The organism is Paracoccus sp. BR5-17 (assembly GCF_055693925.1).
The window spans coordinates 1811880-1829138 of sequence record NZ_JBVFUV010000003.1 but is presented as its reverse complement, the minus strand read 5'-3'; the positions used below and the strand labels follow the sequence as shown (position 1 = coordinate 1829138).

The following is a 17259-nucleotide window of genomic DNA, read 5'->3' as shown; positions in this document are numbered from 1 at the left end:
GCATGGACATGCGCGCGACCGACACCCCCTGCCCCAGCCTGCCCAAGCCCCGCAGCTTCTGGCAGCGCATCGGCGACCGCCTGGCGGCCTTCCTGGGCAGCGCCAGGCCGGCGACCCCGCCCGAACGCTCGGTCGCCTTCACCATTGCCGTGATCGCGCTGGGCGCGAAGCTGGCCAAGTCCGACGGCGCCGTGGCCCGATCCGAGGTGGCGGCCTTCCGGCGCGTCTTCATCATCCCGCGCGCCGAGGAAAAGAACGCGGCCCGCGTCTTCGACCTGGCCCGGCAGGACGTGGCGGGCTTCGACGCCTGGGCGCGCCGCATCGCCGCCATGTTCCCCGCCGGAGATCCGGTCCTGGCCGACGTGATCGAGGGTCTGTGCATCATCGCCGTGGCCGATGGCGGGATGCACGAGAACGAAATCCTGTTCATCGACGAGGTCGGCCGCATCTTCGGCCTGCCCGCCGAACGCGTGGCGGCGATCCGCCTGCGCCACGACCGGCAGTCCGACTGCCCGCCCTGCGACGTGCTGGGCATCCCGCTGGACACGCCCATGCCCGAGGCGCGCAAGCGGTTCCGCGCGCTGATCCTGGAAGCCCATCCCGACCGCGCCATCGCCCGCGGCCTGCCGCCCGAGGCCGTCCGCCTGGCCGAAGCCCGCACTCGACGCCTGAACGAGGCCTGGGACGCGTTCCGCAAGATGCGCCGCGGCAGGGTGCCGGAACCGGCCGAATAGGCCCCGGCCCTTGCCGCGGGATGGGCCAGCCACTAGGTTCGCCATGACCCTGTGACGGACCCCACGATGCCCCAAGACGCAGCACCTGCCTATCAGGTCCTGGCCCGCAAGTACCGGCCCGAGACCTTTGCCGACCTGGTCGGTCAGGACGCGATGGTGCGCACGCTGAAGAACGCCTTTGCCGCCGACCGGATCGCGCAAGCCTTCATCATGACCGGCATCCGCGGCACCGGAAAGACCACCACGGCGCGGATCATCGCCAAGGGCATGAACTGCGTCGGCCCCGACGGCCAGGGCGGCCCGACCACCCAGCCCTGCGGCGTCTGCGACCATTGCGTGGCGATCACCGAGGGCCGCCACGTCGATGTGCTGGAAATGGACGCGGCCTCGCGCACAGGCGTGAACGACATCCGCGAGATCATCGATTCGGTCCATTACCGGGCGGCCAGCGCGCGCTACAAGATCTATATCATCGACGAAGTGCACATGCTGTCCACCAGCGCCTTCAACGCGCTGCTCAAGACGCTGGAAGAACCGCCCCCGCATGTGAAGTTCATCTTCGCCACCACCGAGATCCGCAAGGTTCCTGTCACCGTCCTGTCGCGCTGCCAGCGCTTCGACCTGCGCCGGATCGAGCCCGAGGTGATGATCGCCCTGCTGCGCCGCATCGCCGCGGCCGAGGGCGCCCGGATCACCGACGACGCTCTGGCGCTGATCACCCGCGCGGCGGAAGGATCGGCCCGCGACGCGACCAGCCTGCTGGACCAGGCGATCAGCCACGGCGCCGGGGAAACCACGGCCGAGCAGGTCCGCGCCATGCTGGGCCTGGCCGACCGGGGCCGGGTCATCGACCTGTTCGAGATGATCCTGCGCGGTGACGCGGCAGCCGCCCTGAACGAGTTGCAGTCCCAATACGCCGACGGTGCCGACCCGGTCGCCGTGCTGCGCGACCTGGCCGAGATCACGCACTGGATCTCGGTCGTGAAGATCACCCCGGACGCGGCCGAGGATCCGACCGTCGCCCCCGACGAACGGGTGCGCGGCAAGGACTTGGCCGGCAGGCTGGCGATGCGGGTGCTGACGCGGCTGTGGCAGATGCTGCTGAAGGCGCTGGAGGAAGTGTCCGCCGCCCCGAACGCGATGATGGCCGCGGAAATGGCGGTGATCCGGCTGACCCATGTGGCCGACCTGCCCGACCCGGAATCGCTGATCCGCAGGGTCCAGCAGGCGCAGGCGGCGGGCGATTTCGCGCGCCAGGCCGCGCCCGCCGCCCCCGCCCAGGCTCCGCGCGCCGCCGCCCGTCCGGCGCCGGTGATCGCGCAGCGGTCGGGCACGGCGACCGCGCTGGCGGTCAGCCCGGATGCCTTCGCCGCCTGGCCCGACTTCGCCTCGGTCCTGGAGCTGATCCGGCGGATGGGGGACATGCTTCTGCTGGTGCAGGTGGAACGGCATGTGGGCCTTGTCCGCTACAGCCCCGGCCGGATCGAGTTCGAGCCGAAGGCCAACGCCACCCGCGACCTTGCGCCCAGGCTGGCGGAACGCCTGCGCGGCTGGACGGGCGGGCAGCGCTGGTCGGTCATCGTCACCGGCGAAGGCGGCGCCCCGACCATCGCCGAACAGCAGGCCGCGGAACGCCGTGCCCGAGAGGAACGCGCACTGCAACTGCCCATCGTGCAGCAGGTGCTGGCAAGCTTTCCCGGGGCGACGCTGCGGCGCGTGACGCGCTCGGCCCCCGAACCGCAGGCCGAGGATCTGGCCGAGGGTGCGGCCAATCCGCACGAACTGACCCAGGGTCCCGTGGCCGAGGTCGAGGAATGGGATCCCTTCGAGGATGAGGACTAGAACATGATCAAGGGTTTGGGCGGCTTTGGCGACATGGCTAAGATGATGAAGGCCGCGAAGGACATGCAGGATCGGATGGCCCAAGTGCAGGCCAGCCTGGACACGATCACCGTGACGGGCGAATCCGGCGCCGGCCTGGTCAAGGCCACCGCCACCGCCAAGGGCGAACTGACCGCACTTGACATCGACCCGTCGATCTTCGTGCCCTCGGAAAAGGAAGTGGTCGAGGATCTGATCCTCGCGGCGATCAAGGACGTGCAGCGCAAGGCCCAGGACAGGATGCAGTCGGAACTGGCGCGCGTGACGCAGGAACTAGGCCTGCCCGCCGACATGAAGCTGCCCTTCTAGGCATGGCCGAAGGCAGCGACGACATCCAGGCGCTTGTCGGGCTGATGGCCCGGCTGCCGGGGCTGGGGCCGCGGTCGGCCCGCCGCATCGTGCTGCATCTGATCCGCAAGCGAAGCGGGCAGATGTCGCAGCTTGCCGGCCTGTTGGACCGCGTGGCCGTCAATTCGCGCGAATGCATCACCTGCGGCAACATCACCGACCGCGACGAATGCGCAATCTGCGCCGACTCTGCCCGCGCGACCGGAGAGATCTGCGTGGTCCAGGACGTGGCCGACCTGTGGGCCCTGGAGCGGGGCCGCGCCTTCGGCGGCCGCTATCACGTCCTGGGCGGCACCCTGTCCGCCCTGGACGAGATCGGCCCCGACGACCTGGGCATCCCCGCCCTGATCGACCGCGTGGAACGCGAGAAAATCCGCGAGGTGATCCTGGCGCTGAACGCCACCGTGGACGGCCAGACTACCGCCCATTACATCGCCGACGCCCTGGCGGATTCGGGCGCGACGGTGACAGGGCTTGCGCAGGGCGTGCCGATCGGCGGCGAGCTGGATTATCTCGACGACGGCACGATCAGCGCGGCGCTGCGGGCGCGGCGCCGGCTCTAGGCCTCGGCCAGTTCGCCGGCCAGCGCCTTCTCGATCAGGGCGCGGGTCTCGTCGATGCCGTAAAGCGCGATGAAGCCGCCGAAGCGCGGCCCCTGATCGGCGCCCAGCAGCACCTGATACAGCGCCGCGAACCAGTCGCGCAGCGGCTCGAAGCCGTGGTCCTTGCCGATGGCGAACACCATCGACTGCAGCGCCTCGGGGTCGGCGGGCTGGTCCCAGGCCGCAAGGCGCCCGGCCAGATCCTCCAGCGCGCGGCGTTCGACCTGGCTGGGGGCGCGGAACTGCCGCGTCGGGGCCACGAAGTCGGTGAAATAGCGCACCGCGAAACCCGCCGCCTGGTCCAGCCCGGGATGCGTCTCGGGCGAGGCTTCGGGCGCATAGCGGCGAATGAAGCCCCACAGCCCCTCCTTGTCCTTGGCGCCCGCCACGGATGCCAGGTTCAGCAGCATCTGGAACGGCACCACCATGTCCGAGGCGGGCACCTCGCCACCGTGGATGTGCCAGACCGGATTGGCCAGTTGCTGGTCCAGCGTCTGTTCGGGATAGGCGCGCAACTGCTGGTGGTATTCATCGACGGCCTTGGGGATGACGTCGAAATACATCCGCTTGGCCGTCTTGGGCTTCTGGTACATGAAATAGGACAGGCTTTCGGTGGCCGCATAGGTCAGCCATTCGTCGATCGACAGCCCGTTGCCCTTCGACTTGCTGATCTTCTGGCCGTGCTGGTCCAGGAACAGCTCGTAGGTGAAATGCTCGGGCGGGCGTCCCCCCAGGATCCGGCAGATGCCGTCATAGATGGGCGTGTTGGTGGAATGGTCCTTGCCGTACATCTCGAAGTCCACGTCCAGCGCGGCCCAGCGGGCGCCGAAATCGGGCTTCCATTGCAGCTTCACCTGCCCGCCGGTGACGGGCAGCGTGGTTTCCACGCCGTCCTCGTCGTCGAAGGTGATGGTGGCGTTCTTCGCGTCCACATGCTTGATCGGCACGTACAGGACCTTGCCGGTCCTGGGGCTGATCGGCAGGAAGCAGGAATAGGTCTGCTGGCGTTCCTCGCGCAGGCTGGCCAGCATCACCTCCATGATGGCGTCATAGCGTTCGGCGGCCAGCCGCAGCGTGTCGTCGAAGCGGCCCGACTTGTAGAACTCGGTCGCGCTGATGAATTCGTAGTCGAAGCCGAAGGTGTCCAGGAAGCGCCGCAGCATGGCGTTGTTGTGGCCGCCGAAGCTGTCGTATTCGCCGAAGGGATCGGGCACCGTGGTCAGCGGTTCCTGCAGGTGCTGGCGCAGCATCTCCTGGTTGGGGACGTTCTCGGGGATCTTGCGCATCCCGTCCATGTCGTCGGAAAAGCAGACCAGGCGGGTCGGGATGTCGCTGATGATCTGGAAGGCGCGGCGGATCATGGTGGTGCGCGCCACTTCCCCGAACGTCCCGATATGCGGCAGGCCGGATGGGCCATAGCCCGTCTCGAACAGCACATAGCCCTTGTCGGGATCCTTCTTCTCATAGCGTTTCAGCACCCGGCGCGCCTCCTCGAACGGCCAGGCCTTCGATTGCATCGCGGCGTCGCGCAGGGTGGTCATCGCGTCTTCTCCTGTTCCAAGACCTTGACGCCTTATTGAAAAGGCCCCCGATCGTCAATAATTTGCGCCCTGTGCCGCTTGCCACAGGACCCGCCATGACCATCGACCTGCCCTCGTTTTCGCCCTGCGACGCCCTGGTGGCGGTGATGGTGGCCGTGTCGGCGTCCGACCAGACCTACCGGACCTCGGAACTGGTGGCGATCCAGCGCAGCGTCGATCACGCCCCGGTCTTTGCCGCCTACGACGCCGACCGCATCCGCGCCGTGAGCCAGACCGTGATGACGCTGTTCGAACACGAGGACGGCATCGACGCCCTGTTCGGCCTGGTCCGCGACGCGCTGCCGGAACGGCTGTATGAAACCGCCTATGCCCTGGCCTGCGACGTGGGCGCGGCCGACGGGCGGCTCTACGAGGGCGAGATCGCGATGCTGGCCGAGATCCGCCACCAGCTGGACATCCCCCGCCTGCACGCCGCCGCCATCGAACTGTCGGCCCAGGTGCGCCACCGGGTGCTGTAGTCAGGCCCAGGCGTTCAGGATGTCGCGCTGAAGCTGCCTGGCGTCGCGCGTCCAGGATCGCACGCCCGAAGGCAGTTCCTGCCCCGCCGTCGCCATCTGGCGCGGCGCGTCCGCGCACAGGATCGCGAAGGCCCGTTGCCGGCCGTCCCCGCTGGCGACATAGCCCGCCAGGTTCGACACGAAGTTCAGCGTCCCGGTCTTGGCGCGGATCCGCCCCGCGTCCGCCGCGCCCAAGGCCGGATCCTGGCCCAGAGGATCGGGCTTCAGCAGCGCCGGCAGGCCGGCCGCAAGCCCCGGGCCCGCCAGCAGCCGCGCCATGCCCTGCGCCGTCACCCGGCTGGCGGCGGAGAGACCCGAATGATCGGCCAGCGTGAAATCCAGCCCCTGCCCCTGCGCCACCAGCCAGGCCCGCATCGCCTGGGCCGAGGCCGCCGGATCGCGCGCGCCGCTGGCCTGCAGGCCCACCACCTCGGCCGTCAGGTTGGTCGAGAAGGACAGCATGTCGCGCAGGATCCGGTCCAGCGGCGGGCTGGCGTGGCTGGCCAGCACCTGTCCCTGCGGCAGCGTGCGGATCACCTCGGGCGCAGGCAGCGCCAGCCCCTTGGCGCGGCACAGGGTCTGGAACACGTCGCCGGCGTAAAGTTCGGGCTTGCGGACGGGTAGCCAGCGGCTGCCGGGCCGGTTCATGGCGCTGCGCGCGACCGTCCAGCTTTCGCGGTTTCCCGCCTGACTGTAGGAAAACAGGTCGGACTGGTCGCCCGGCGCCGCGGTGATCGTATAGGCGCGCGGCGACTGGACCGATCCCCGCGCCTCGAGCGACAACTCGACCCCGCCGCTGCCGCGCCGCCAGCCCAGGTGGACGCGGTTGAAGTTCAGGATCATCCCCGACAGCGCCGGGTTGTAGGCCAAGTGGTCCGCCTGTCCCGGCGCGATCTCCTCGCGCTGCGGCAGCGCGCCGCCCCAGACGGCGAAGCGGCCGGGCGGCGGCCGGCCGGTCGCCGCAAGATCGGCGGCCAGTGCCGCCAGATCATCGGTGGAAAGCACCGGATCGCCCCCGCCCGCCAGGATCAGCATGTCGCCCGCCAGGACGATGCGGGTATGGAAGCGGTATCCGGGCCCCAGGCGCGCCAGTGCGTAAAGCGCGGTCAGCGCCTTCAGCGTGCTGGCGGGCATCATCGGCGCGTCGGCCAGCACGCCGTCCGCCAGCGGCCCCCCGGGACCGTCCAGCAGCGCGCAGGCGACCCGGCCTGGCAGGCCAGCGGCGGCGATGACGCGGGCCGCCGACAGCGCCGGCCGGGCCGGCGGCCGCCTGTCCAGCCCTCGCCCCAGTTCCAGCCCCTGCGCCAGCGGCAAGGCCGGCGCCAGTGGAGCCGCGGCCAGCCCGCCCAGCAGTTGGCGGCGGGACAACATCATCGCCGCGCCTCCGCTGCCAGGCGCAGCGCGGTCGAGGATTGCGGCGACATCGGCAGGTTCACCTGAACCCAGGCGGGCGGGCGCCGCAGCGCCAGGCTGCCCGCCTGCGACAGCGGCAGCCGCCAGGGTTCCAGGACATGCGCGGCCACCGACCGCCGCGCCGCCAGCCGCGATCCCGGCCGGGCCAGCACCCCCAGGGGCAGCGCCGCCGCGATCCGGCGCCAGCGGTCCCAGCGGTGGAACTGCGCCAGGTTGTCCGAGCCCATCAGCCAGACGAAGCGCACCCCGGGATAGACCCGGCGCAGCGCCGCGACCGTGTCGGCCGTCATCCGGGTGCCCAGGCGGCTCTCGATGTCGGTGATCCGGATGCGCGGGTCGCTGACAAGGCACCGCGCGTCCTCGATCCGCCGGGACAGGGGCGCCGGGCGCCGGGTCTTCAGCGGGTTGCCGGGCGAAACAAGCCACCAGACGCGGTCCAGCCGGAACTGGCGCAGCGCCGCGCGGGTGATGGCGACATGGCCTTCATGCGCGGGATCGAACGAGCCGCCCAGAAGGCCGATCCGCATCCCCGGCAGGGCAAGGGGAAGGCCGGCGCGGGTCAAAGCCTGATCGCTGAGATCAGCCGGCCGTAATCGGCCTTGCCCTCGTGGGTGGCGCGGCGGTAGCTGAAGAACCGGTCGGGGTCCGAATAGGTGCAATGGCCGGACCACTCGGCCTCGACGCCGGCATCGCGCAGCCGCATCAGGCCGAAGGACGGAAGGTCGAACATCGGCCGGCCGTTGGGGCCGCCGCTGAAAAAGCGGTCGTTGCCCGGATCCTCGGCCAGGAAGCTGTCCATGAAGTCGGGGCCGACCTCGTAGGCGCGTTGGCTGATGGTGGGGCCGATGACGGCGCGGATGCGGTCCGCGCCCAGCGCGCGCATCGCCTCCACGGTCGCCTCGATGATGCCGCTCAGGGCGCCGCGCCAGCCCGCATGGCAGGCGCCGATCACGCCAGCACGCGTGTCGGCCAGCAGGATCGGCTGGCAATCCGCCGTCAGCACCGCAAGCGCCACGTCGCGGCGGGCGGTGACGATGCCATCGGCCTCAGTCCCGGCGACGGCGGCGATGTCCTGAGCGTCGGTCAGGGTGACGACGTCGGCGGAATGAACCTGCTTCACGGTCGCAAGGCACCCCGAATCCACGCCCATCGCGGTGGCGGCGCGGGCCCGGTTCAGGGCCACCATCTCCCTCTGGTCGGTCGAACGGCGCCCGCAGTTCAGCCCCGAGAACAGGCCCGAGGACGCCCCGCCCTTGCGGGTGAAGAACCCGTGGCGGACATCGCGGAGAAGGGGGTGTGTCAGGATCTCAAGCGTGGTCTGCATGAAGCCTCAGCGCGTCAAATCCGGGCACCGGCGGCGCCCCTTTCGGCCAGATGGCGATGGCCTTGAACAGGTGACCCATTTCGTCGGGGTGGGTCAAGCGCCGAAGCGCCGTCATCGCCTGCGCGTCCCCCGCCGCCGCCAGCCGTTCCGCGCGCTGCGCCGCGCCCAGCGACAACAGCCAGTCGCCCTGACGGATCGGCCGCGAGGCGACGGCGCCCGCGCGCATCGCGGCCGCGGCCAGCGGCGCGAAATCGACATGGGCGGTCAGGTCGGCCTCGCCCGGATGGGCCAGCGGATCCTCGGGCCGGTGGTTGCGCAGCGCCTGGACCGTATCGCCGTAGCCGTTCCAGCCGCCATAGTCGATCAGGATGGCAGCCCCGCCCCGCGCGGCGATCCGCCGGGCCAGGGCCTCGACGATGGCGGGCGCGGCGGGACATTCCTCGACAACGTCGCCGGGCCGTCCGGGTCGCGGCAGATCCACCACGGGGCCAAGGCCAAGGCGCAGCGACCCGTCGTCCGACAGCCCGACCAGCCGTTCGCACCAGCCGTCCGGGCCGCGCTGATACTGCCGGACCGGCAGGGCATCGAAGAACTCGTTCGCGATCAGGAGCAGGGGCTTGTCGGGCAATTCCTCGACCCCGTCGAGATGCCTTGCCGCAGCCCCCAGCCGGTCCCGCTGCACCTGCCGCAGATGGGCCGAGGCCTCGATCAGGGTCACCCGCGCCGCGTCGGTCATGCCGGGTGCCTGCCGCATCGCGCGCAGCATGTCGGCCATCAGGGTGCCCCGTCCCGGCCCCAGTTCCGCCAGGGTGAAGGGCGAGGGGCGGCCCTGGTCGATCCAGGTCTGGGCCAGGGCCAGGCCGCAAAGCTCTCCGAACATCTGGTGGATCTCGGGGGCGGTGGTGAAGTCGCCCTTCGCGCCGAAGGGATCGCGCGTCGCGTAGTAGCCGTGGCGCGGATCCAGCAGGCAGATCTGCATGTAATCGGCCAGCGTGATCGGGCCGGTCGCGCGGATCCGCTGCACGATGGTGCGGGTCAGCGGCGTCGTCATGCGGCGGCAGTCACCGCCGGCCTGCGGCGCGCGCGCAGGATCAGGAACAGCCCCAGCAGCACCATCGGCAGCGACAGAAGCTGGCCCATCGTCAGCCCGATCACCGGCCCGCCGATGACATGGCCCAGCGGGTTGTCCGGAGTGATGAACTGGGCATCGGCGACGCGGAACAGTTCCACGAACATCCGCGCCAGCCCGTAGCCGGCCAGGAACAGGCCAAAGGCCAGGCCCGGGCGGCGCAGCCCGCCCGCGCGGACCAGGGCGAACAGGACCAGCCCCAGAAGCAGTCCCTCCAGCCCCGCCTCGTAAAGCTGGCTGGGATGGCGGGCGCAGGGGCCGGCAACCCCGGGGCAGGTCTGCGCGGCCTGGCCCGGAAAGATCACCCCCCAGGGCAGCGTGGTCGGGCGCCCCCACAATTCGGCGTTGATGAAGTTCGCGATGCGGCCGAAGAAGATGCCGATGGGGGCCACCACCGCCATCGCGTCGGCCAGCCGCAGCGGCGGGATGGCGTTGGCGCGGCAGAAGGCCCAAGCGGCGACGATGACGCCCGCGAAGCCGCCGTGGAAGCTCATCCCGCCCTGCCAGACCTTGATGATCTCGGCCGGGTTGGCCAGGTAGTAGGCCGGTTCGTAGAACAGCACGAAGCCCAGCCGGCCGCCCAGGATCACCCCCAGGATCACCCAGGTCAGCAGGTCGTCCACCCGGTCCGGCGCCATCGGCGCGCGGTCGCCCCACAGCCGGTGGCGCCGCATCATCGCGACGATGATCCGCCAGCCCAGCAGCAGCCCCGCCAGATAGGCCAGCGCGTACCACCGCAGCGACAGCGACAGCCCGCCCAGGTTGATGGTGAAGATCTCGGGTGCGATGTCGGGAAAGGGGATCATGGGGCCTCGGGTCCTGTGCGGCGCACGCTAGCCGCCGGCGGCGCGGTGTCAACACGCAGTCCGGGCGCGGCCCCGCGCGTCCCGGCGGCGGCGGTCGCATTGAACCCGGCGGCGGCCCGGCCCATATAGGCGGGCAACCACCTAGAGGGGACAAGGACCAGATGACCACGCAAAACAAGTTCTTCGACGACATCTCGAAGCTGATGACCAATGCCATGGGCGTGGCCCACGGCGCCAAGGCCGAGGCCGAGACGGCGATGAAGGGCTGGATCGACCGCTGGCTGGCGGATCGCGACTTCGTGACCCGCGAGGAGTTCGAGGCCGTGCGCGACATGGCGATCAAGGCCCGGACCGAGAACGCCGAACTGAAGGCCCGGCTGGACGCGATGCAGGCCGGCCGTCAGGGCTGAACCCGGTCGCGCAGCGCGCCTGCGCGGTCGTAAAGCAGCACCTCGCCTGCATCGGTGACGACAACGATCCAGTCGCGGGCGAAGGTCACGGCCTGGGCCGTGGCGCCGTCGGGCAGGGACACCGCGTCCGGCAGGTCGGGCAGCGCCGGCTGGCCCAGACGCACCCACAGCAGCGCCACGATGGCGATCATGCCCAGCGCCATCACCAGCGCCAGCCCCGTCACCAGCCACCGCAGCAGCCGCAGTTCGGGCACCGCTTTCGCCGCCGTCTTCCAGTCGCTATCATCCCCGCCCATGTCGAACCTTGTCGTCACCATTCCGGCCAATCCGCCTGACCGGCTTGATAAGGCGCTTGCCCTGGCGGTGCCAGAGGCGGCGGCCCTGTCGCGGTCCCGCCTGGCGCGCCTGATCGCCGAGGGCGCCGTCAGCGGGCCCGGCGGCGTGGTCCGCGACGGCAAGGCCCGGGTGGCGGAAGGGCAGGACTACCGCATCGCCATCCCCGACCCCGAGCCGGTCGAGACCCGCCCGCAGGCGATCCCGCTGGCCATCGCCTTCGAGGACGAGGATCTGGTCGTCATCGACAAGCCCGCGGGGATGGTGGTCCACCCTGCCCCCGGATCGCCCGACGGCACGCTGGTGAACGCGCTTCTGGCCCATTGCGGCGACAGCCTGTCGGGCATCGGCGGCGAACGGCGACCGGGCATCGTGCATCGCATCGACAAGGACACCTCGGGGCTTCTGGTGGTGGCGAAATCCGACCGCGCCCATCACGGGCTGGCGGCCCAGTTCGAAGCCCACACCGCGCAGCGGCGTTATCTGGCCCTGGCGCATGGGGTGATCGACGGGGCCGATGCGCGGCTGCGCGGCGTCCCCGGCGTCACCTTCGAGGAGGGGGCCACGTTGAAGATCGCGACCCGGCTGGGGCGGCACGCCACGGATCGGCAGCGGCAGGCGGTCCATTTCGACAAGGGTCGCCACGCGGTCACCCGCGCCAGGATGCTGGAGCGGTTCGGCCAGCCGCCGTCGGCGATGCTGGTCGAATGCCGGCTGGAGACGGGGCGGACCCACCAGATCCGCGTCCACATGGCCCATGCCGGGCTGGGACTGATCGGCGACCCGGTCTATGGCGGGTCGCGCAAGGCATCGGCCCGGGCGCTTGGTCCTGCGGCGGCGGCGGTGGCGGCCTTTCCGCGCCAGGCGCTGCACGCGGCCCATCTGGGGTTCGACCACCCGGTGACCGGCCGGCCGCTGGCCTTCGACAGCCCCCTGCCCCCGGACATGCAGGCGCTTCTGGACGTCCTGCGCGGGCCGTGCTGACGCAAACGTGAAGGCACCGTGGCTGGCCGGCCCGGTTGTGTCCTGCACACTGTCGCCGGATTGCGCCGCCCGGGGCCGCCACCAGGCCGGAACCCCGCCCAAGCACGAGGCGTTCCCGCATTCCGCGACCTGTCTTCTGCGATCTGGACTCTGCGAAAGGCCGAAATCATGGCGAATTACGGAAATCTTCCCGCCCCGAGCCCGGAACAGGGACTCAACCGCTATCTGCAGGAAATCCGCAAGTTTCCGCTTTTGCAGCCCGAAGAGGAATACATGCTGGCCAAGGCCTGGGCCGACCACCAGGACAGCGAGGCCGCGCACAAGCTGGTCACCTCGCACCTGCGGCTGGCCGCCAAGATCGCCATGGGCTATCGCGGCTATGGACTACCGCAGGCCGAGGTGATCTCGGAGGCGAATGTCGGGCTGATGCAGGCCGTCAAGCGGTTCGACCCGGACCGCGGCTTCAGGCTGGCGACCTATGCGATGTGGTGGATCCGCGCCTCGATCCAGGAATACATCCTGCGGTCCTGGTCGCTGGTGAAGATGGGGACCACAAGCGCGCAGAAGAAGCTGTTCTTCAACCTGCGCAAGGCCAAGTCCCGGATCGGCGCGCTCGAGGAAGGCGACCTGCGTCCCGAAAACGTCGCCCAGATCGCCAACGACCTGAACGTGACCGAGCAGGAGGTGATCGAGATGAACCGCCGCCTGTCCGGGGGCGATGCCTCGCTGAACGCGACCGTCGGCAGCGGAGAGGGGGATTCCGCCTCTCAGTGGCAGGACTGGCTGGAAGACGAGGACGCCAACCAGGCCGAGGCCTTCGCCGAATCCGAGGAACTGGACACCCGCCGCCAGATGCTGATGCAGGCGATGGACGTGCTGAACGAGCGCGAGAAGGACATCCTGATCGAACGCCGTCTGCGCGACGACCCCCTGACGCTCGAGGATCTGTCGGCACGCTATGACGTGTCGCGCGAACGCATCCGCCAGATCGAGGTGCGCGCCTTCGAGAAGCTTCAGGACCGGATGCGCGTCCTGGCCCGCGACAAGGGGATGAGGGTGCCCGATCCGGCGATGTGACCGCGCCGCCGCCCGCCGTCGTTCCGGAGGGTCGCGATTGACCTGCCGGGCCTGAACGCTATGGTCCGGGTTCAGGCTGGCAGATCAGACAACATGACCGCGCTCACGAAATTTCAACGGCTCGAAGCCCAGGGCTCGTGGCGCGCGGCGCCCGATGTGCCCGAACGCGAGGTGATCGTGTCGGTCGGGGACGCGACGCTGGTCCTGTTCGATCCCGCGACGGACCGGCCGCTGTCCCACTGGTCGCTGCCCGCCGTGGTCCGGCTGAACCCGGGCGCCACCCCGGCCCTCTATGCCCCGACCCCCACCGGCGAGGACGAGACCCTGACGCTGGACGATCCGCTGATGATCGAGGCGATCGCCCGCGTGCAGGGCGCGATCGCCACCCACCGCGCCCATACCGGCAGGCTGCGCAGCGGGCTTCTGGTGCTGGCGATCCTGGCGGTTCTCGGATGGCTGGTCCTGTGGCTGCCGGACGCGCTGATCGTCCACGCCGCGCGCATCGCGCCCCCTGCCCAAGCCCGCGATCTGGGCGAGGCGATCCTGGCCGATCTGGAACGGGGTTCCGGCGCGGTCTGCCGCCGCGAATCCGGGCAGGCTGTGCTGGACTGGCTGGCCCCCCGGCTGCTGGGGCCAGAGGCGGACATCCGCGTGGTGCCCGGCCCCCTGGGCGGGGCGCGCCGCCTTCCGGGCGAGATCTACGTGATCGGAAGCGACCTGTTGCAGACCGCCCCCGGCCCCGAGGCCGCGGCGGCCCATCTGGTGGCGGCCAGCCTTGCCACGACCGACGCGGCCCTGCGTCAGGCTGCGGTCGAACATGCCGGGCTGCTGGCGTCGTTGCGGTTGATGACGCTGGGCCACCTGCCCCAGGACGCGATGGCGGGCTTCGGCGCGGCGATGCTGATGAACCCCGCGCCCCGGCCCGCGGATGCCGACCTGCTGGGGGCCCTGGCGGAACGCGGCATCCCGGCCGAACCCTATGCGCGCACCATCGACCCCACCGGCCAGACCGTCCTGCCGCTGATCGAGGGCGACGCGTTCCGCAACGCCCCCCGCACGCCCGCTTCTGACCGACGAACAGTGGCTGGCGCTGCAGCAGATTTGCGCAGGCTGATCCCGCCGGATCGTTTTCGCCGTTGCGCCCTGGCCTGACTGCCGCTATTCACGGCCGCAGGCACCCGTAGCTCAGCTGGATAGAGCGCTGCCCTCCGAAGGCAGAGGCCAGGGGTTCGAATCCCTTCGGGTGCGCCATCTTGCCCTGCATCATCTCTGGACGCCGCGCCTCCCGTCGGGTCTTCTGTCGCCAAAGACGGAGGCCACATGGACGATCTTGAACGGCGCATTGCGCAGGCGCGCGGCGATGAACCCGCCGATCTGGTCCTGCGGGGCGGGCGCGTCTTCGACCTTGTCACCGGCACGATGATGACGGGCGATGTCGCGATCTGCGGCGACCGCATCGCCGGGCTGGGCGACTATGACGGGCGCCGGGTCATCGACGTGGCCGGCCTGACCCTGGTGCCGGGCTTCATCGACACGCATCTGCACGTCGAAAGCAGCCTTGTCACCCCGCACGAGTTCGACCGCTGCGTGACCCCGCGCGGCATCACCACCGCCATCTGCGACCCCCACGAGATCGCCAATGTCGTCGGCCCCGAAGGGATCGCCTGGTTCCAGAAGGCCAGCGAATGCCTGCTGATGGACCTTCGGGTGCAACTGTCGTCCTGCGTGCCCTCGACGGCGATGGAAACCTCGGGCGCAAGGATCGAGGCGGGGGATCTGGCGCCGCTGATGGGCCATCCCTCGGGCATCGGGCTGGCCGAGTTCATGAACTATCCGGGCGTCATCCACCGCGATCTGGACGCGATGGCGAAGCTGCGGCTGTTTTCGGGCGGCCACATCGACGGCCATTGCCCGCAGCTGACCGGGCGCGACCTGTCGGCCTATGTCGCCGCGGGCATCCGCACCGAACACGAGGCCACGACGGCCGAGGAGGCCCTGGAAAAGCTGCGCAAGGGGATGCGCGTGCTGATCCGCGAGGGTTCGGTCAGCAAGGATCTGGCCGCGCTGCAACCGGTCCTGACAGAGGTGACGGCGCCCTACATGTGCCTGTGCACCGACGACCGCAATCCGCTGGACATCGCCGAACACGGGCATCTTGACTTCATGATCCGCGACCTGATCCGGCGCGGCAGCCCCCCGCTGGCGGTCTATCGCGCGGCTTCCCTGTCCGCGGCCGAGGCCTTCGGCCTGAAGGACCGCGGCCTGATCGCGCCGGGCCTGCGGGCCGACATCGTGGCGATCGACAGCCTGGAAGGGTGCCACGCCCGGCTGGTGCTGGCGGGGGGGCGGGTGGTGGACGATGCAGCCTTCGCCGCGCGCCGGCCCTTGGCCGCGGTGGGCCGCGCCTCGGTCAAGGCGCCGCGCGTCGCGGCCGCCGATTTCCGCTGCGCGGGAAACCGCAGCGAAACCCCGGTGATCGGCATCATCGAAGGCAAGATCATCACCCGCCACCTGTCCGAGGATATCCCCCCGCTGGACGGCGACAAGCGCCCCGACCCCGACCGCGACCTGATGCGCGTCGCCGTGATCGAGCGGCACGGCCGGAACGGCAACATCGCCACCGGCTTCGTGCAGGGCTTCGGCATCCGGCGCGGGGCCATCGCCTCGACCGTCTGCCACGACCACCACAACATCATCGCCGTGGGCGCGGATTATCAGGACATGGCCCTGGCCGCGAACCGCCTGAGCCAGATCGAGGGCGGCTTCGTGGTGGCGGACGGGGGCCGCATCCTGGCCGAACTGGCCCTGCCCGTCGCCGGCCTGATGAGCCTGGAGCCCTTCGAGACCGTCCGCGACCTGCTGGGCGGGTTGCGCCGGGCCGCGGCCTCGCTGGGCGTGACGCTGGACGAGCCGTTCCTGCAGATGGCCTTCCTGGCCCTGCCCGTGATCCCGGCGCTGAAGATCACCGACCGCGGCATGATCGACGTGACGCGCTTCGAGATCATCCCGGGATAGGGATTGGCCCCGCCGCCGCCCGGCGAGGCCCGTTTTCTTCACTGGTCCCGCCGCATCAATATCGCGCGGCCATCGCCGACAGCGGCAGCGCCACGATCCTGTCGGCATTGCCCGCCGTCCCGAAGGCCTCGAACCGGTCCTTGCAGACCTGGCTCATCATCTGCATCGCGGGCTTGAGGTATTTGCGCGGGTCGAACTCGGACGGCTCTTCGGCGAAGACCTTGCGGATCGCGGCGGTCATGGCCAGGCGGTTGTCGGTGTCGATGTTGACCTTGCGCACGCCGTGCTTGATGCCGCGCTGGATCTCCTCGACCGGGACGCCCCAGGTGGGCTTGATGTCGCCGCCGTAGTTGTTGATGAGTTGCTGCAGATCCTCGGGGACCGAGGATGATCCGTGCATCACCAGGTGGGTGTTGGGCAGGCGAGTGTGGATTTCCTCGATCACGTGCATGGCCAGGATGTCGCCGTCGGGCTTGCGCGAGAACTTGTAGGCGCCGTGCGAGGTGCCCATGGCGATGGCCAGCGCGTCCACATGGGTGTCGCCCACGAAGCGCACGGCCTCGTCCGGGTTGGTCAGAAGCTGGTCGTGGCCCAGTTGTTCGGTGGCACCGTGGCCATCCTCCTGATCGCCGGTGCCGGTTTCCAGCGACCCCAGCACGCCCAGTTCCCCCTCGACCGAGACGCCGCAGGCATGGGCCATCTCGACCACCTTGGCGGTGATGTCGCGGTTGTAGGCGTAATCGGCGGGGGTCTTGCCGTCGGCCTTCAGCGAGCCGTCCATCATCACGCTGGTAAAGCCGTTCTGGATCGCCGTGGCGCAGGTCGCAAGCCCGTTGCCGTGGTCCAGGTGCATGCACAGCGGGATGTCGGGGAAGGCCCGGGCAAAGCCCTGGATCAGCCCGGCCAGCACCAGGTCGTTGGCATAGGCCCGCGCGCCCCGGCTGGCCTGCATGATCACCGGCGAGCGCGTCTCGGCCGCTGCGGTCATGATCGCCAGACCCTGCTCCATGTTGTTGATGTTGAAGGCGGGGACCGCATAGCCGTTCTCGGCCGCGTGGTCGAGAAGCTGGCGCAGGGTAATCATAGCCATGTCGTTATCCTTCCG

The 17259-nt window shown here is 70.0% G+C and carries 18 protein-coding genes and 1 tRNA gene; 11 read left to right on the top strand and 8 right to left on the bottom strand.

All coding sequences use genetic code 11. The features are described 5' to 3' along the window. Positions 1-2: 2 nt before the first annotated feature. The 4 genes from ACZ1HC_RS10525 (at position 3) to recR (ending at position 3526) form a co-directional block, all read left to right on the top strand. Positions 3-734 (top strand): TerB family tellurite resistance protein, encoded by a 732-nt coding sequence (locus tag ACZ1HC_RS10525; protein WP_472699937.1) that lies wholly within the window; start codon positions 3-5, stop codon positions 732-734. Positions 735-800: 66 nt separating this feature from the next. Next, a complete protein-coding gene (locus tag ACZ1HC_RS10520) occupies positions 801-2576 on the top strand; it encodes a DNA polymerase III subunit gamma/tau (protein ID WP_472699936.1) in 1776 nt (591 codons plus the stop codon). A gap of 3 nt (positions 2577-2579) precedes the next feature. Next, positions 2580-2924, top strand: a complete 345-nt coding sequence (locus ACZ1HC_RS10515) for a YbaB/EbfC family nucleoid-associated protein (protein WP_472699935.1) — start codon at positions 2580-2582, stop codon at positions 2922-2924. 2 nt (positions 2925-2926) lie between these two features. Further along, a complete protein-coding gene (gene recR, locus ACZ1HC_RS10510) occupies positions 2927-3526 on the top strand; it encodes a recombination mediator RecR (RefSeq protein WP_472699934.1) in 600 nt (199 codons plus the stop codon). Here recR and ACZ1HC_RS10505 read toward each other — a convergent pair. Then, entirely contained in the window at positions 3523-5106 is a 1584-nt protein-coding gene (locus tag ACZ1HC_RS10505) for a lysine--tRNA ligase (protein ID WP_472699933.1), read from the bottom strand. The genes recR and ACZ1HC_RS10505 overlap by 4 nt on opposite strands. A 95-nt stretch (positions 5107-5201) precedes the next feature. On the opposite strand from ACZ1HC_RS10505, the gene ACZ1HC_RS10500 reads away from it, so the two are divergent. Continuing rightward, positions 5202-5624, top strand: coding sequence for a tellurite resistance TerB family protein (locus ACZ1HC_RS10500; RefSeq protein ID WP_472699932.1), 423 nt, complete (start codon positions 5202-5204; stop codon positions 5622-5624). Here the strand turns inward: ACZ1HC_RS10500 and dacB are convergent, their stop codons facing one another. The 5 genes from dacB to lgt are packed head-to-tail and all read right to left on the bottom strand — an operon-like array spanning position 5625 to position 10335. Further along, positions 5625-7037 (bottom strand): D-alanyl-D-alanine carboxypeptidase/D-alanyl-D-alanine endopeptidase, encoded by a 1413-nt coding sequence (gene dacB, locus ACZ1HC_RS10495; protein ID WP_472699931.1) that lies wholly within the window; start codon positions 7035-7037, stop codon positions 5625-5627. It abuts the gene before it with no gap. Next, positions 7034-7639, bottom strand: a complete 606-nt coding sequence (locus ACZ1HC_RS10490) for a nicotinate-nucleotide adenylyltransferase (protein ID WP_472699930.1) — start codon at positions 7637-7639, stop codon at positions 7034-7036. The genes dacB and ACZ1HC_RS10490 overlap by 4 nt, the downstream gene beginning before the upstream one ends. After that, entirely contained in the window at positions 7636-8400 is a 765-nt protein-coding gene (gene pgeF, locus ACZ1HC_RS10485; protein ID WP_472699929.1) for a peptidoglycan editing factor PgeF, read from the bottom strand. Before pgeF ends, ACZ1HC_RS10490 begins: the two co-directional genes overlap by 4 nt. Next, a complete protein-coding gene (locus ACZ1HC_RS10480; protein WP_472699928.1) occupies positions 8384-9451 on the bottom strand; it encodes a class I SAM-dependent methyltransferase in 1068 nt (355 codons plus the stop codon). Before ACZ1HC_RS10480 ends, pgeF begins: the two co-directional genes overlap by 17 nt. Next, entirely contained in the window at positions 9448-10335 is an 888-nt protein-coding gene (gene lgt / locus ACZ1HC_RS10475) for a prolipoprotein diacylglyceryl transferase (RefSeq protein ID WP_472699927.1), read from the bottom strand. Before lgt ends, ACZ1HC_RS10480 begins: the two co-directional genes overlap by 4 nt. Positions 10336-10496: 161 nt before the next feature. Here lgt and ACZ1HC_RS10470 point away from each other — a divergent pair, with 161 nt between their 5' ends. After that, on the top strand, positions 10497-10745 hold the full coding sequence (locus ACZ1HC_RS10470; protein WP_472699926.1) for an accessory factor UbiK family protein: 249 nt from the start codon (positions 10497-10499) through the stop codon (positions 10743-10745). Here ACZ1HC_RS10470 and ACZ1HC_RS10465 read toward each other — a convergent pair. Further along, positions 10736-11041 carry a DUF6476 family protein gene (locus ACZ1HC_RS10465; RefSeq protein ID WP_472699925.1) on the bottom strand — a complete coding sequence of 102 codons (306 nt, stop codon included), beginning with the start codon at positions 11039-11041 and terminating at the stop codon, positions 10736-10738. The genes ACZ1HC_RS10470 and ACZ1HC_RS10465 overlap by 10 nt on opposite strands. Here ACZ1HC_RS10465 and ACZ1HC_RS10460 point away from each other — a divergent pair. The 5 genes from ACZ1HC_RS10460 to ade all read left to right on the top strand — a co-directional run bounded on the left by ACZ1HC_RS10460 (position 11040) and on the right by ade (position 16154). Further along, a complete protein-coding gene (locus tag ACZ1HC_RS10460; protein ID WP_472699924.1) occupies positions 11040-12062 on the top strand; it encodes an RluA family pseudouridine synthase in 1023 nt (340 codons plus the stop codon). The genes ACZ1HC_RS10465 and ACZ1HC_RS10460 overlap by 2 nt on opposite strands. A 168-nt stretch (positions 12063-12230) precedes the next feature. Further along, a complete protein-coding gene (rpoH, locus tag ACZ1HC_RS10455) occupies positions 12231-13139 on the top strand; it encodes an RNA polymerase sigma factor RpoH (protein ID WP_472699923.1) in 909 nt (302 codons plus the stop codon). 93 nt (positions 13140-13232) lie between these two features. Further along, positions 13233-14291 (top strand): hypothetical protein, encoded by a 1059-nt coding sequence (locus ACZ1HC_RS10450; RefSeq protein ID WP_472699922.1) that lies wholly within the window; start codon positions 13233-13235, stop codon positions 14289-14291. A gap of 22 nt (positions 14292-14313) precedes the next feature. After that, a tRNA-Arg gene (locus ACZ1HC_RS10445) sits at positions 14314-14390 on the top strand. A gap of 69 nt (positions 14391-14459) precedes the next feature. Beyond that, positions 14460-16154 carry an adenine deaminase gene (ade, locus tag ACZ1HC_RS10440; RefSeq protein ID WP_472699921.1) on the top strand — a complete coding sequence of 565 codons (1695 nt, stop codon included), beginning with the start codon at positions 14460-14462 and terminating at the stop codon, positions 16152-16154. Positions 16155-16209: 55 nt separating this feature from the next. Here ade and fba read toward each other — a convergent pair whose 3' ends face one another. Then, entirely contained in the window at positions 16210-17244 is a 1035-nt protein-coding gene (gene fba, locus ACZ1HC_RS10435; RefSeq protein ID WP_472699920.1) for a class II fructose-bisphosphate aldolase, read from the bottom strand. Positions 17245-17259 lie beyond the last annotated feature (15 nt).

Bases quoted from the DNA above. Each gene is read 5' to 3' on its own strand.
- ACZ1HC_RS10525 (WP_472699937.1), top strand. From the start codon at position 3: ATGGACATGCGCGCGACCGACACCCCCTGCCCCAGCCTGCCCAAGCCC.
- ACZ1HC_RS10520 (WP_472699936.1), top strand. From the start codon at position 801: ATGCCCCAAGACGCAGCACCTGCCTATCAGGTCCTGGCCCGCAAGTAC.
- ACZ1HC_RS10515 (WP_472699935.1), top strand. From the start codon at position 2,580: ATGATCAAGGGTTTGGGCGGCTTTGGCGACATGGCTAAGATGATGAAG.
- recR (WP_472699934.1), top strand. From the start codon at position 2,927: ATGGCCGAAGGCAGCGACGACATCCAGGCGCTTGTCGGGCTGATGGCC.
- ACZ1HC_RS10505 (WP_472699933.1), bottom strand. From the start codon at position 5,106: ATGACCACCCTGCGCGACGCCGCGATGCAATCGAAGGCCTGGCCGTTC.
- ACZ1HC_RS10500 (WP_472699932.1), top strand. From the start codon at position 5,202: ATGACCATCGACCTGCCCTCGTTTTCGCCCTGCGACGCCCTGGTGGCG.
- dacB (WP_472699931.1), bottom strand. From the start codon at position 7,037: ATGATGTTGTCCCGCCGCCAACTGCTGGGCGGGCTGGCCGCGGCTCCA.
- pgeF (WP_472699929.1), bottom strand. From the start codon at position 8,400: ATGCAGACCACGCTTGAGATCCTGACACACCCCCTTCTCCGCGATGTC.
- ACZ1HC_RS10480 (WP_472699928.1), bottom strand. From the start codon at position 9,451: ATGACGACGCCGCTGACCCGCACCATCGTGCAGCGGATCCGCGCGACC.
- lgt (WP_472699927.1), bottom strand. From the start codon at position 10,335: ATGATCCCCTTTCCCGACATCGCACCCGAGATCTTCACCATCAACCTG.
- ACZ1HC_RS10470 (WP_472699926.1), top strand. From the start codon at position 10,497: ATGACCACGCAAAACAAGTTCTTCGACGACATCTCGAAGCTGATGACC.
- ACZ1HC_RS10460 (WP_472699924.1), top strand. From the start codon at position 11,040: ATGTCGAACCTTGTCGTCACCATTCCGGCCAATCCGCCTGACCGGCTT.
- ACZ1HC_RS10465 (WP_472699925.1), bottom strand. From the start codon at position 11,041: ATGGGCGGGGATGATAGCGACTGGAAGACGGCGGCGAAAGCGGTGCCC.
- rpoH (WP_472699923.1), top strand. From the start codon at position 12,231: ATGGCGAATTACGGAAATCTTCCCGCCCCGAGCCCGGAACAGGGACTC.
- ACZ1HC_RS10450 (WP_472699922.1), top strand. From the start codon at position 13,233: ATGACCGCGCTCACGAAATTTCAACGGCTCGAAGCCCAGGGCTCGTGG.
- ade (WP_472699921.1), top strand. From the start codon at position 14,460: ATGGACGATCTTGAACGGCGCATTGCGCAGGCGCGCGGCGATGAACCC.
- fba (WP_472699920.1), bottom strand. From the start codon at position 17,244: ATGGCTATGATTACCCTGCGCCAGCTTCTCGACCACGCGGCCGAGAAC.